The following is a 13,543-nucleotide window of genomic DNA, read 5'->3' as shown; positions in this document are numbered from 1 at the left end:
CTCTCACTCCTTGAAGACCAATGTCTATACTTGAGCTGTCAGTCTAACGTGGGCCGCTTTTTGCACGATACATTTAGCAGAAGTGCCATGAGACTCAGCTACTCACAGACCGCCACTCGGCGAGCGCGGCCAAGCGTCGTTCCTTGTAGATTTTACGGCTGACGTGGTGGCGTTCCAGGTTGAAGTGGTTGTGGACATTGGCATGGACCGAGGCGAACTTCTGTAGGCTCATCATCCGCCTGAAACGGAGCATCGCCCTCTCTCGTCGTCGGAAGGACAGATGGCTGTTCTCCACCCGATTATTGGCCCAACGACGAACCTGCTTCTTGTCCTGGTTACCGAGCTCGGTCATCGCTGCCCGATAAGACCGGAGGCCGTCAGTGGTGGTGGCCTCGGGTGAACCGTGGCGCTTCAGCGCCTTCTTCATGAACCTTAGTGCGGCGTCCTTGTCGCGGATCTTGGTGACGTAGCTCTCGAGGATCTCGCCTTCGTGATCGACGGCTCGCCAGAGGTAGACCATCTCGCCATTGAGGTTGGCTTCGCCGCCCTTCGGGTCACGTACATCTCGTCGAGGTGCCAGCGTCGGTGGCGAAATCCGCGCATGCGGCTCACCCTGTGTCGCCGCACATCGCCCTCGAACATGGGATCAAACCGGTTCCACCAGAAGCGCACAGTCTCGTAGGAAATATCGGCGCCTCGCTCGAACAGCAGGTCCTCTATGTTCCGCAGTGACAGCGGGAACCAGATGTCCATCACCAACAAGCGGATCACCTCGGGCGACGAGTTGAACCGACGAAACGGGCTGGTTGGCAACGCTCGAGATTTGCGAGGCATCGGCCGCCGCTAGCAGCTGCCTCGTTCGTCTGACAGAACCATCCGAGGTGCCCCGATATCTGAAGGAGGATCAAACCGCTCGAACGCCTCACCCTTAGAAAGGGTTATAAGGCACAAGTATCTTTTCCATCAGCAACAGCGGAACGGTCACGCCTTCAATCGGTGCTGAGGTAACCTCCTGGACCGGCTGATAGCCTGCTGCTCGGTACAAGGGCACTCCCGACATCGTCGCCATCAGTTCAACCCGCCGGAAGCCGGCAGCGTGAGCAGCAGCTTCGCAGAGACCCAGCAGGAGCTTTCCGACACCACGCCTTGAATAGGCAGGGTCGGTGTACATCGCGCGCACTTTTGCGGCGTCGGTGGCCGGGTCGAGCACTTGGGGGGCACGCTCCACAACGCTGTTATCTCCGCCATATAGGGTTTTGCGAAAGCTCCAGCCGCCGCAGCCAGCCGTTGCGTGCTCGTCTGTGTCTTCAATGACGAAATAGGTCCCGTCGGTAATGAGCTGGCTGTCCAGCCCCATGACCTTATGGCTCGCGGCGACCTGCTCAGGCGTTAAGAATTCATCCTGCAATTGCTCGATTGCGCGATGCATCAGGGCGCGAAGTGCCGCCAGATCTTCCAGGGTAGCGATACGGTGCGTGAAGCCCATGGTCGATCGCCGACCTCAATATCCGGCGGCACTGCCGGTCGGCAAGCGGGGATCAATTATCTCTTTAGCGCTTGCTGCGGCAGCGTCATCCTCTCGGCTTGTCATGCGGTGCCTCGCCATGACCCTGGCCAACGGGGAGAGCCGGCTTCGGCGCCTTTTCCTGCTGCTCGTAGAATTCGGGTGGGGGCGGGTTGTCGGGCAGCGTCTTGGGAATGTCCGCGCCGCGATTGCCGTCCGGGCCAATCGCGCCGGGCCCGGGACCGAGATGCTTCAGGTCGACATTGTTTTCGTTGCAGGCATATTCGGTCAGCCCTTCGCCAGGGCCACCGAGCACCCAGGTCCGGGTAAAGGTAAAGGGATGGGTGTAATAGCGCTTGTCGTCGACCGTCAGGACGAGATGGATATGGCCGGCATCAGGCCGGGTCCATTCCTCGATCGTGTGCATCTCGCCGCTGGCCGGGTTCGCATTCTCGTCAATCCAGATGTTGGTGTCCTTGAATCCCGTCGAGTCGATTACGAGCGTGTCGCCGCGCCACGTTCCAATCGGGTTGCCGAAGAAGCGGGGCTCAGGGTCTGCATCGCGCTCCCGGCCGTCGGTGGGGATGAAGCGATGGGTAGAATAGAGGTAAAGGAACGCCAGGCGCTTGGGCGTTTGCAGGATCTCGAACGGCAGGCCGCTTGCGTCATGGCGCGGGATGCCGCCCAGGATGCAGCGCGCCTCGGGATCGACCGTTTCCGTCAGGTTGTGCTTGAGAGCCGCTTCGCCCTCGGGCGTCAGCGGCAAGCGGAAGCCGGGCAGATCGCGACCGATATTGCCTATGGGCTTGCCGTCCTTGATCGGCTTCCAGAAGCCGGTGAGATCGGGATGCCCCGCCGCATCGCGTGGCGTTGGTCGGGCGGGCCCGGTCGGCTCGCGCCCGATGAGCGAGGCGCCGTCGCCTTCCACCTCAATGGACTTGTGCGCGGGCGCTTTCGGCGGAACCGTCTGCTGGGCCGGGGCAAGCGCCGGCGCGATCAGGGCGGTGAGGGGTAGCAGGACCAGGAAGTGCTTCATGCGGCAAGCCTTTCGCAAGGAGGAGAGAGGGCCATCAAAGGAATCCGATCATGCGCCCGCACACGCCAACCCCTAGCCAGAGGGCCAGGGAGAGCAGCGCGACGGCACGCGCGGCGTTGGACGCCGGTTCGTCGGTAAGGCGCTGAACGATGAGCGAGGACAGCGCCGCCAGCAGGAGCAGCACCATCTTGGCGCGGAAGGTGGGATCCAGATAATAGCGGACCGGCTTCGAGGAGACGAGCAGGACTCCCGATACGATCGTGACACCGAGGGCGATCCTGAGCACGGGCGCGGCGCCTGTAGCGACCGCCGCTGCGTCCCCGCGCCTGAACAGGACCCGCGCCGCACCGAGGTTGATCGCCAGCACGGCCCCGCCCAGCGCGGCCAGGGCGAGGAGATGTATCGTCTCAACGATCGCGAAGCCCCAGGTGGATTCGCGCATGAAGCCGCCGATCGGGGTGGCGCCGAGCCAGCGGAAGATGGCTTCGATCACCAGTGGCCTCTAATGAAAGTAAGCGATCATGCGACCGCAGATGATGATGGCGCTCCACAGCGTCAACGAGCCGGCAGCCGCCAACCGCGCGCGTGCCGGGATCGCGACGGCGTGATCCCACGCCGCCACGCCCCGGTAGGTCGTGACATGGAAGATCAGCGGGTTGAGCCCGGCGAGCAGCAGCAGTACGACCTTCAAGCGAAAGGCGGGGTTGTCGTAGAGCTTTGATGCCTCCGATGCGAACAGCGCGACGCCGCTCGCCGCCATCAGCGCAAAACCGGCCCAGGCGAGCGGGAGCAACTGCCCGGCAAGCGACGATACCCGCACCCGCCGGAACGCCAGGTTCAGCAGGCGCAAGTCGACAAGGGCGACCGTTCCGACCATCAGGGTGAGCGCCAGCACATGGATGCTCTCGACAATGGGGAACGCCCAGTCGCTCTCGGCCAAGGCCTGGGACGGCGGCAGATCGTTGAGCCATTGGCTGAAGGCGCGCAGCACCAGCCGCGCTCAGCGGTTGCGCGGATCGCCATCGCCCGGGCCACCGTCACCCGGCGTCCCGCCATAGACGAACCGCCCGTCAGGCAGCTTGACGCGGCGGGCATCGACAGTGTGCGAGCCATCCTTGGCGAGATAGCCATCGACGATCAGCGTGTCGCCGATCTTGATGTCGCCCTTCTTCCAGCCGCGCCGCGACAGCGCGCCAGGGCCGCCGCCCTCGCACGCCCAGTTGGTGACGCGACCATTGGCGCCGGTCACATCGAGGTAGAAATAGGAATGGGGATTGGTCCACTCCACCTTGGTGATGCGCCCGACAAGGCGGACCGGCTTATTGCCGTCAAATTCCGCAGCAAAGCTATGGTGGGCGAGCGCCGGCGCGGCAACCATCAGCGCTAGCGGGAAGAGGCGAAACGACAGCTTCATGATCATGCTCCGAGGTTCGAGGGGTCAGGGATGGATGCCGCCGCGACCGAACGCGTCGGGTGAAGGCAACGGCAGCGGTGGAGTGCGCGGGTACCAGTAAGCCGAGTGGCAAGCCTCACAGGCCGCATCGATCGCAGCGCCGGCGGCGAGCAGACGTTGCGGACTGCGCGCCCGGGCAGCCGCAAGCGCGTCGACACCGGCGAGGCGTAGCCGCTCAGCGGCCTGCCGAAAGTGAGCGGGGTTGGCGTCGATATCGCGACGGATCTGGGCGGCTGTGCGAATGCCTGGCGTGTCCGCATCGGCGAGCAGGCCGTGCCCATTCATCCCCACCGGCAATCGCGGCTGCTGAAGGAGGGTGGCGCCCGCGATCAAGTTGCGCGCATGCTGTTCAATCTGCCGCCACTGCGCCCGTGTCGACGGAGCCCGTCGCTCTTCCCCGCGCGCGCTTTCAATCGTGCCGACCGAACCCCAAAGCGCATCCGCCGCCGGATCGATAAGGTGGTCCATGGTTTGCTGGATCGTCGCGGGTGCCGACGGACCCGCGATCACGCGTGCGGCCAGCGCCGAAACAAACAAGGCCCCAGCCACGGCGCCGAAGGTAAACCAACTGAAGCGAAGCCGCATCCACTCCCCCTGATCGCTTGACCTTTTCTACGTCGTCAAAAGACGCCGGCTAACGAAGTTAATATTTACCCATCCCCGGCAAATCTTATTCGATCGCGGAAGTGGCGTTCGAGGGTGAAGCGATTGTTGACGTTGGCATTTGCTGCGGCCTCGAACGCCATCAACTTCCAATTGCGCTCGACCATGCCGCTGCGCACGACCTCGGCACGATCCACGGTGACCCTATGGCCAGGCGGTCCATCAGAATTTGAAGCTCACACGGCCGTAATAATAGCCGCCATTGATGCCATAGGGGCTGAACGGTAGCGGAGCATCAAGAACGTTGTTGCCGGTGACAATGGTGAAGTTGGTCGTGCCTGGAACCAGCTGCACCGTGGGCGGGCGCTTGTCGAACAGGTTGTTCGCGCCGACCGTCAGCTGAATACCCTTGGTCAACTGGTAGCCGACCTCAAGATCGGCGATGAACGCTGCCGGGATCCGCTGGAGATAGAAAGTGCCGCCATTCGGGCTCGTCAAGTTGGACGTGACCCCGAAAACGGTCCCACGCGCGGTCGCGGAAAACTTGCCGAGATCGAACGCGGCTGATCCGATAACCTTTACTTTGGGCGATGCCGTCGTGAGATTGCTCTGTGAGGCGGGATCAAAAAGCGCGATCCCACCCAGCGTTGCCGGCGCGACGCCCAGGCGCGTGATCGACGTGTCGTTATAATTGCCGGAGAGGGTCAAATTGACGGTGCCGACATCGCCCAGTGATGCCCGATAGCTTGCCGTCAGTTCGACACCGCGGGTCCGGGTGTCGGCGCCGTTGGTGAAGATATTGATGCCGGTTTGAACCACGGTCGGGTCAAGAACATTGCCATTGGCAAGGATGGCGGCGGTGACGATCGGGAAGTTGGTTGCGCCGCCACTGCCGAAGATCGATCCGGTACCGACGATACGATCCCTGATTTCAACCTGATAGGCATCGAGAGTAATTGTCAACCTGGGCAGCGGCCGCGCGACGATCCCCACGCTGAAATTGGTCGATTTTTCCGGCTTCAGATTCTGGAAACCGATGAGCTTGGCCGCCGCCGAGTTGGCCGGCAGCTGGACGAAGGCGGCAGTCGGCGAGACGTTCGTCGCCGAGTAGAAAGACTCTGCGAGCGTCGGTGCACGGAAGCCGGTCGAGACGGTGCCGCGCAGCGCAAAAGCGTCCGAAAAGTCGTAGCGGCCATTTACCTTGAAGATGACATTATCGCCGAAATCCGAATAGCTTTCGTACCTTACGGCGCCATCGAGTTTCAGCCCGGCGACGGGTGTCGCCGCAATATCCAGGTAGAGCGACTTGTTGTTGCGCGAATTGGTCGTCGCATCGGACGGGCGGAAGCCTGGATAGGATTGGCCGCCTTCCTTGTAGATTGACCCAGGATCGCCTGAGCCGATGGCATAGGTGTTGCGGCGATACTCGCCGCCGAAGGCGATGTTGACCGGCTTGGCAAAACCGATGTCGAACTCGGTCGAGAAGTCGGCATTTGCCGTGAACTCGGTCGCGGTGAACGAGCCGTCATAGAAATTGCGGGGGGTAAAGCCGGTGTCGAGGAACAGCGACCGATTGGCCGAATCGAGTGTGGAAATCAGGTTTTTATCCTGGCCATAAGTCGTACTCAGATCAAAATGCAGGCCAACGACTGTTCCCTCAAGCCCGCCTGTGATGGAGTAATCATCTTCGCTGATCGCCTCGCGCGGGTTAAATCCGTTGGGGAAGGGAATTGTCGTGCCGGGCGCGCCCAGCACACCGCTGCTGCCGTTCGGCGGGGTATTGCCGAGGATGCGGTCGGGGACACGCAAATTCTCATAGGCGCTGGCGCTCCGCTTGCTGTAGCTCCCAAACGCGTAAGCGTGCACGCCGCCGAAATCGTAGCCCGAATTGAACTGAAAGTTGGTCAGATTCGATTTCGCGTCGCCGTTGATCTTGTTGACATCGGGAAAACCCGGGATCGCGCTATACAGCGCCTGCTGCGCCGCGCTCAGCGTTGTGCGCAGGTTGCCCGATGTATCGGTGACGCGCCGGTCGAGCCCGCCGATCTGCGTGAAATTGTGGAAACGGTGGAACAGCGTGAGGTTGACGAAGCCATTATCGCCGACTTTGGTCGCGAGGTGCACCGTTTCAGCATAGGTATCGCCGCCCGTTTTGTAATTTTGCCCGGCGGTCGCATAGCCGTCGCCACCCTCGTTATCGTCCTTCAGGATGATGTTGATAACACCGGCAATGGCATCCGACCCATATTGCGCGGCGGCGCCGTCCTCCAGCACTTCGATGCGCTTGATCGAGCTGGGTGAAATCAGGTCGAGATCAGCCGTGGCTGCGCCCTGGTAAGGGCCACTGAGGACCGCAAGATTGGCCGTGCCGTGGCGGCGCTTGCCGTTCACGAGCACCAGGGTGTGGTTAGGGCTGAGGCCACGCAGTCGTGCCGACAGGGTGAGATTGGCCGTGTCGCCACCGAACGCCTGCGCCGTGAAGGACGGGACGAGCTGGGTCAGCACCTGGTTGAGGTTGGGCTGACCGACATGGCTCAGCGTTTCTTCGCCGAGAACCTTGATCGGCGTCGCACTCTCGGCAACCGTAATCCCGGTCACGCGCGTACCGGTGACGATGATGTCGTTACCCGCCGGCGCAGTTGCAGTGGTATCGGGCACATCGGCAGCCGGGTTGCGCGTTTGGGCGCTGGCGCTGCCCGCGGCAAAAACGGCCGCCAGCGCTGTTCCGGTCAACGCGATCGATTTCGTAAATTTCATAATGCCCCCATTTTTTGAAGCGACAGGCGCTTTATCGCCCCGCTTGCGAAACTTCATAATTCCTACTAGATTAGTAGGATATTAAGGGTAAAACAGTTTTTCTTTGAGCGAGTGAAGATGCTCTAAGCAGTAAGAATACTTATCCACAATATTCATGGCACGAGGCCAGGCGTCGCTGACCCTATGCACCGCGGACCTCGATAGTCGAGCTGGAAGAGATCCACTGACCAATCACCTTCGATGACGTCCTGTACACCTCAAATTACAACCTGTCGGGCCAGGTTAAGCTAATCGATCGACGGCGGTTGTTGGCTATTTGAGAGCTAATAGCCAATCCTCAAATAGCTCCTACTCGGATCAAGTTACCCAAGCAGGGATTGAGTGTATCGACCGCCGAGCGGAGGGTTATGGGAATAGGGACGCTGCCGGGTCGGCAGCAGTCGACGCGATGCGGGCACCAGGAACCCGTCGTTTGTTCACTTGCGGGGTAGCCCTGGTGGGTTGGTCTGCGACTTGGCAATGCCCTCCGACACGAGATTCCAGCGTTCGAGCAACTTTCGGTAAGTCCCATTGGCGATTTGCGCGTTCAGGGCGGTCGTTATCGCCACCGCCAAGCCAGAACCCTTTCGTGTCGTGACGGCAATATAGGCGGTATCAGGCCAGCCCCCCGCGACTTCGCCGATCTTGCGGGTGCGCCCATCTCGCGCCTGATAGCCTGCGGTGGCGTTGGGACCGAACGATACATCGGCGCGACCTGAAAGCACTGCCAGTCGACCGATACCGTCGTCGTCATAATATTGTGGTTCGGCGGGTTTGCGGCCCGCCGCCACATTGGTAGCGTTCCAACGGTCGAGGATTTGCGATTGATTGGTACTGGCGCCGACAGCCACCTTCAGCCCAGCGATGTCCGCCGGCTTCGACACGGATTTCAATGGCCCATCGGCGCGCGTGTAGATGCCGAGCTTGTCGTCGCGATAGGTCGAGAAATCGAACTTGTCTTTGCGTTCCTCGGTCACCGTGACGTTCGACATGACAGCATCATATTTGCCCGACGTCAGCCCCAGCGGCCAATCGGCCCAGGCGACGGGCACGATCCTGAGCTTCAGCCCCAGCGAGTCCGCCACCAGCTGAGCAAAGCCCGGTTCGACGCCGACGACCGACTTGCCGTCCTGCGAATAATCGGCGAGCGGCAACTGGCCGACCGTCATCGCAACCGTAAAGGTGCCGGGTTCGGCAAAGCGAAAGTCCTTCGGGATCAGCGCAGTCGCCTCAGGGACTTTGGCGGACCGGATCGGTGCGAGCGTTTCAGGCCCGCCATTTTCCTTCGGCGGGGCGCATCCCGATAGTGCCAGCCCAATGATCGACAGTCCGAGCAACGCGCGCATCAAAGCACCTTCGACAGGAAAGCGGCGGTGCGCGGTTCGCGTGGCCGGTTGAAAATGCTTTCGGGCGTACCGGTCTCGATGATGCGGCCTTGATCCATGAAGACAACGGTGTCGGCAACTTCGCGGGCAAAGCCCATTTCGTGGGTGACGATCAGCAGCGTCGTCCCCGAATGCGCGAGTTCCTTGATGACCTCCAGCACTTCGCTGACCAGCTCCGGATCGAGTGCCGATGTCGGCTCGTCGAACAGCAGCACTTTCGGGCGTAGCGCCAGTGCCCGGACGATTGCGACGCGCTGCTGCTGCCCGCCGGACAGATGGCGCGGATAGGCATCGACCTTATCGCCCAGCCCAACGCGTGCCAGCAGATCGCGCGCTTCGGCTTCCGCCTCGGCGCGGGGGACGCGGCGCGCGTGGATCGGCGCCTCGACGATGTTGTCGAGCACCGTCATATGCGGGAACAGGTTGAACTGCTGGAAAACCATGCCGACCGCTGTCCGCCGCTGCAGAATTTCGGCTTCGCGCAACTCGAATAGCGTGTTTTCCTGCCGTCGATAGCCGATCAAGGCACTGTCGATGGTGATCAGCCCTTCATCGACGCGATCGAGATGGTTGATCATTCGCAGCAGCGTCGATTTCCCCGAGCCCGACTGACCGATGATCGCCGTCACGCTGCCGGACGCGAGGCGCAGCGACACATTGTCGAGCACGCGGTTCTGACCATAGCTTTTCGAAACGCCGTCGATGACCACTTCGGCGCCTTGCATCAGCGGGAAAGGCTTGCGCGAGGCGGCACCAGCAGGGGCCTCTGCCTGTTTCGATACCGCGCGTTGTGCCGTCGTGGCGGCGCCGCGTGCGAAGCGCTGCTCGATCAGGCGTTGCGCCAGGGACAGCACGGTCAGGATGATGAGATACCAGACCGTCGCAACCATCAGCAGCGGCACGACGTCCAGATTGCGGCGATAAATCACCTGAACGGTGTAGAAAAGTTCGGGCAGCGCCAGAATGTAGACGACCGACGTCCCCTTCGCGAGGCCGATGATCTCGTTGAACCCCGCCGGCAGGATGCTGCGCATTGCCTGTGGCAGGATAATCCCCAGGGCCTGGCGCCGCCGCGGCAAGCCAAGCGCGGCGGCCGCCTCGCGCTGGCCGTGATCCACCGACAGGATGCCGCCACGAATGATCTCCGACGAGAAGGCTGCCTGATTGAGCGTCAGGCCGATGACGGCCGCAGCAAAAGGGCTGATCAGCGCGGTCGTCGACCAGGACGCGAAGGTGATCGTCGTCAACGGGATGCCGAGCGAGATCGTGGCGTAGAGATACCCCAGATTGTTGAGCAGTAGCAGCAGCACGATCAGCGGGATCGACCTGAACAGCCAGATATAGCCCCATGAAAGGCCGCCAAGCAGGGCAGAGCCCGACAATCTTGCGAAAGCGAGCGCCGTCCCCAGCAGCGACCCGAACAAGGTGCCCAGCACCGTCAGCAACAACGTTCGTCCGAGACCCACAACCACGGGTTCGGACAGGAACCATTGCGCAAACACGGGCCAGCCCCAGCGTGGGTTGCCGACCAGCGACGAAACTATCGCTAGGATGACGACCGCGGCAATCCCGGTTCCGAACCACCGAGCCGGATGGCGCGCGGGCACGATGCGAAGATGTGCGTGCTCGGTCGGCGGGAGCCTGGTCTCCAACCCCGTGACGGCGATATTCATGCGTGGCGCGCCGATTGCGCCGCAATCAGCGTCTTTTCGAACGGCAGCGTGAAACGCGCAGCAAGATCTTCATGGGGATCGAACAGCGCGGTGTAGTCGAGCCGACGGTAGAGCGCTTCGGCTTCGGGCTGACGAAATCCGGTCGTCAGGTAAACGCGCGTATAGCCCAGATCGACAGCAAGCTCCTCGAGAGCGAGGACGACGCGCCGCGCCAGCCCTTGGCGCCGATACGCGTCGGCAGTCCAGATTCGCTTGAATTCGGCCGTCCCGGCATCGGCATGCGGCATGAAGCCGCCGCCCGCGATCGGCCTGCCGTCGCGCAGCAGTAGCAGAAAACCGCCACGGGGCGCTTCGAACAGCTCGGGCGGATACCGCTCATAGACTTCGACAAATGCCGCACCGTCACCGCGCCCGGCCAAGTCTCGATAGCGGGTGCCATATTCGACCACCAGCGCGTCGAGCAACGGCTTGGCCAGGGGATCGCGCGGGGAAGACACGATCAGTTCGTCAGTATCTGCTATTGGGTCGCGAAGGCTCATAGTCCGGTCCTCATACGAGCCAGGTTTCGGCAAGCCGCGCCCAGAACGACGCCGCGGGCACGATGACATCGTCGTTGAACCGGTAGCGCGGGCTGTGCAGCGGCTCGCCGTCGCCCGTGCCGACGAACAGGAAGCTGCCAGGCCGTGCTTCGAGCATGAAGGCAAAGTCTTCGCTGGCCGTGCGCGGCGCGATGTCGGCGATCAGCGCGTCGTCGCCGAACAGGTCGATCGCGACTTGCCGAGCAAAGGCGGTTTCGGCGGGATGATTGACGACGCTCGGAAAGCCGCGCTTTACCTCGACCTCGACGGTCGCGCCGAACCCGGCGGCAATGCCGCGCGCGAGCGCCGGAATACGCTGCAACAGCGTTTCTCGCACCGCCGGACGGAACGACCGCGTCGTGAGCGTCAGGTCGACCGAATCGGGAATCACATTCGCGGCCTCGCCGCCATGGATCGAACCGACCGTGATGACGGCGGTGTCGAGCGGCGCGACATTGCGCGCGACGATCGATTGCAAAGCAGTGACGACATGGGCCGCGACCACGACCGGATCGATCGTTTCGTGCGGCGCGGCGCCGTGCCCGCCCTTGCCGATGATCCGGATGCCGAGCCAATCGACCGACGCCATGGCGGGTCCGTCGACGAAGCCGAGCTTTCCCGCCGGCAGGCCCGGCCAGTTGTGCAGCCCGAACACCGCATCGCACGGAAAGCGATCGAACAATCCTTCCGCGATCATTGCGCGCGCGCCTTGCCCCAGCTCCTCAGCAGGCTGGAAGATCAGGTGGATCGTCCCGGAAAAGTCGCCGTGCTGCGCCAGATAGCGCGCGGCCGCGAGCAGGATCGCGCTATGGCCGTCATGACCGCAGGCATGCATCTGCCCCGGCGTGTCGCTCGCGAAAGGCAGGCCGGAGGCTTCGTGGATCGGCAGGGCGTCCATGTCGGCGCGAATGCCGATCGCCCTGGTTCCGCTGCCGCGCCGCAAGGATCCAACGACGCCGGTACCGCCGATCCCGGTCGTTACCTGATAGCCCCATTCTTCGAGCAATTGGGCGATGCGGGCGGCGGTGTGATGTTCGTTCCACGACAGTTCGGCGTGGCGGTGGAATTCGTGGCGGACGGCGATGACGTCATCGACAAATGCCTCGATCCGTTCTTGGACCGGACCTACATCGTGCAGCAGTTCGGCCTGCACCGTCATGCCGATTGCCGATCGACAGCTGCTGAAGGTGCCAATTTATGGCGGCTTACTTTGAACGGTAGCCCCAGATTCTCGCGCAACGTGGTGCCATGCAGCGTGCGATTATAGCGGCCGCGGGCTTCGAGCGCCGGCAGGACATAGGCGATGAAATCATCGAGGCCCTGCGCCGCGACCGGGAAGCCCAGGATAAAACCGTCGGCAGCCCCCCCGTCGATCCAGCGGATTAGCGCATCGGCGACCTTTTCCCCGCTGCCGATGAAATTGGGCCGTGGGGTCGCCGATCTGAGCGCCACCTCGCGCAACGTCCGACCGTTTTCGCGGGCGTCGGCCTTGATGCGTTCGGTCGTCGAGCGGAAGCTGTTGCTGCCGATATCGCCCAGTTCGGGGAAGGGCGCATCGACGTCATATTGGCGGAAATCATGATGATCGAAGAAGCGGCCAAGATAGTCGAGCGCGTCTTCGACCGTCAGCAGATCGCGGATCGCGCTGAGCTTGGCTTCGGCTTCGTCATCAGTCGCGCCGGTGATGATTGCGGCGCCGGGAAAGATTTTGACGTGATCGGCCGAGCGTCCATGGACGACGGCGCTGGCGCGGACCTGCGCGCGGAACGCGACTGCTTCGTCAAATGTCGCCGGCCCGGTGAAGACGGCGTCGGCATATTTGCCGGCGAGACCAATCCCGGCATCCGAACTGCCCGCTTGGAAGATGACGGGCTGGCCTTGCGGTGACCGCTGGATGTTGAGCGGTCCTTCGACCTGGAAGAAGCGTCCTTTGTGATCGAGCCGGCGAAAGCGATGCGGATCGAAGAACGTGCCCGTGTCGCGATCACGCGGAAACGCTTCTTCGTCCCAGGAATCCCAGAGACCTTGCGTAACGGTCAGATACTCATCGGCAATTTCGTAGCGCAGGTCATGATCGGGGTGAGCGCGACCATAGTTGCGGCCTGACCCTTCGAGCGGTGAGGTGACGACATTCCACCCGGCCCGCCCGCCACTGATCAGATCGAGCGAGGCGAACTGACGCGCGACGGTGAAGGGGTCGCTATACGACGTCGACAGCGTGCCAGCGAGGCCGATGCGGCTGGTCGCGGTCGCGAGCGCCGACAGGATGGTGATCGGCTCGAACCGGTTGAGGAAATGCGGGATCGACTTTTCGTTGATGTACAAGCCGTCAGCCACGAACGCGAAGGCGATGCCGTTCGCCTCGGCCTTCAGCGTCTGGTTGGTCAGGAAGGCGAGGTTGACGCTGGCGTCGGCCGGATTGCTCGGGTGTTTCCACGCATGCATGTGGCCGCCAGCGCCGTGAAGCATGATGCCGAAGGGGATCGATTTGTCACTCATCGCAGGTCTCGCTTCA

At 62.4% G+C, this 13,543-nt stretch carries 13 protein-coding genes and 1 pseudogene; all 14 read right to left on the bottom strand.

What is annotated here, in order from left to right; genetic code table 11:
• Positions 1 to 94 precede the first annotated feature (94 nt).
• The 14 genes and pseudogenes from ACLB0R_RS04300 to ACLB0R_RS04235 all read right to left on the bottom strand — a co-directional run bounded on the left by ACLB0R_RS04300 (position 95) and on the right by ACLB0R_RS04235 (position 13,527).
• Positions 95 to 834, bottom strand: a pseudogene (locus ACLB0R_RS04300) (IS6 family transposase).
• 94 nt (positions 835 to 928) lie between these two features.
• Positions 929 to 1,486, bottom strand: coding sequence for a GNAT family N-acetyltransferase (locus ACLB0R_RS04295; RefSeq protein ID WP_416642088.1), 558 nt, complete (start codon positions 1,484 to 1,486; stop codon positions 929 to 931).
• Between the two features lie 85 nt (positions 1,487 to 1,571).
• Positions 1,572 to 2,540, bottom strand: a complete 969-nt coding sequence (locus ACLB0R_RS04290) for a hypothetical protein (RefSeq protein WP_416642110.1) — start codon at positions 2,538 to 2,540, stop codon at positions 1,572 to 1,574.
• Between the two features lie 34 nt (positions 2,541 to 2,574).
• Positions 2,575 to 3,033 (bottom strand): DUF6644 family protein, encoded by a 459-nt coding sequence (locus ACLB0R_RS04285; RefSeq protein WP_416642109.1) that lies wholly within the window; start codon positions 3,031 to 3,033, stop codon positions 2,575 to 2,577.
• Positions 3,034 to 3,042: 9 nt separating this feature from the next.
• The gene (locus tag ACLB0R_RS04280; RefSeq protein ID WP_416642108.1) at positions 3,043 to 3,531 is read right to left on the bottom strand and encodes a DUF6644 family protein; all 489 of its coding nucleotides are present in this window, start codon (positions 3,529 to 3,531) and stop codon (positions 3,043 to 3,045) included.
• Between the two features lie 9 nt (positions 3,532 to 3,540).
• Positions 3,541 to 3,954, bottom strand: a complete 414-nt coding sequence (locus tag ACLB0R_RS04275; protein WP_416642107.1) for a DUF6152 family protein — start codon at positions 3,952 to 3,954, stop codon at positions 3,541 to 3,543.
• A gap of 24 nt (positions 3,955 to 3,978) precedes the next feature.
• On the bottom strand, positions 3,979 to 4,578 hold the full coding sequence (locus tag ACLB0R_RS04270) for a hypothetical protein (RefSeq protein WP_416642106.1): 600 nt from the start codon (positions 4,576 to 4,578) through the stop codon (positions 3,979 to 3,981).
• Positions 4,579 to 4,643: 65 nt separating this feature from the next.
• On the bottom strand, positions 4,644 to 4,793 hold the full coding sequence (locus ACLB0R_RS04265; RefSeq protein WP_416642105.1) for a hypothetical protein: 150 nt from the start codon (positions 4,791 to 4,793) through the stop codon (positions 4,644 to 4,646).
• A 25-nt stretch (positions 4,794 to 4,818) separates the two neighbouring features.
• Positions 4,819 to 7,353, bottom strand: a complete 2,535-nt coding sequence (locus ACLB0R_RS04260; protein ID WP_416642104.1) for a TonB-dependent receptor plug domain-containing protein — start codon at positions 7,351 to 7,353, stop codon at positions 4,819 to 4,821.
• A gap of 476 nt (positions 7,354 to 7,829) precedes the next feature.
• The gene (locus tag ACLB0R_RS04255; protein ID WP_416642103.1) at positions 7,830 to 8,738 is read right to left on the bottom strand and encodes an ABC transporter substrate-binding protein; all 909 of its coding nucleotides are present in this window, start codon (positions 8,736 to 8,738) and stop codon (positions 7,830 to 7,832) included.
• Positions 8,738 to 10,450, bottom strand: coding sequence for an amino acid ABC transporter permease/ATP-binding protein (locus tag ACLB0R_RS04250; protein WP_434953719.1), 1,713 nt, complete (start codon positions 10,448 to 10,450; stop codon positions 8,738 to 8,740). The genes ACLB0R_RS04255 and ACLB0R_RS04250 overlap by 1 nt, the downstream gene beginning before the upstream one ends.
• A complete protein-coding gene (locus ACLB0R_RS04245) occupies positions 10,447 to 10,989 on the bottom strand; it encodes a GNAT family N-acetyltransferase (RefSeq protein ID WP_416642102.1) in 543 nt (180 codons plus the stop codon). The genes ACLB0R_RS04250 and ACLB0R_RS04245 overlap by 4 nt, the downstream gene beginning before the upstream one ends.
• A gap of 10 nt (positions 10,990 to 10,999) precedes the next feature.
• Complete coding sequence (locus tag ACLB0R_RS04240; protein ID WP_416642101.1) at positions 11,000 to 12,187, bottom strand: M20 aminoacylase family protein; 1,188 nt, start codon at positions 12,185 to 12,187, stop codon at positions 11,000 to 11,002.
• Complete coding sequence (locus tag ACLB0R_RS04235) at positions 12,184 to 13,527, bottom strand: LLM class flavin-dependent oxidoreductase (RefSeq protein ID WP_416642100.1); 1,344 nt, start codon at positions 13,525 to 13,527, stop codon at positions 12,184 to 12,186. Before ACLB0R_RS04235 ends, ACLB0R_RS04240 begins: the two co-directional genes overlap by 4 nt.
• Positions 13,528 to 13,543 lie beyond the last annotated feature (16 nt).

The sequence above is a fragment of the Sphingomonas sp. GlSt437 genome (genome assembly GCF_048015635.2).
Lineage (GTDB): Bacteria > Pseudomonadota > Alphaproteobacteria > Sphingomonadales > Sphingomonadaceae > Sphingomonas.
The sequence above is the reverse complement of the archived record's forward strand: the minus strand, read 5'-3'. Positions and strand labels throughout refer to the sequence as shown.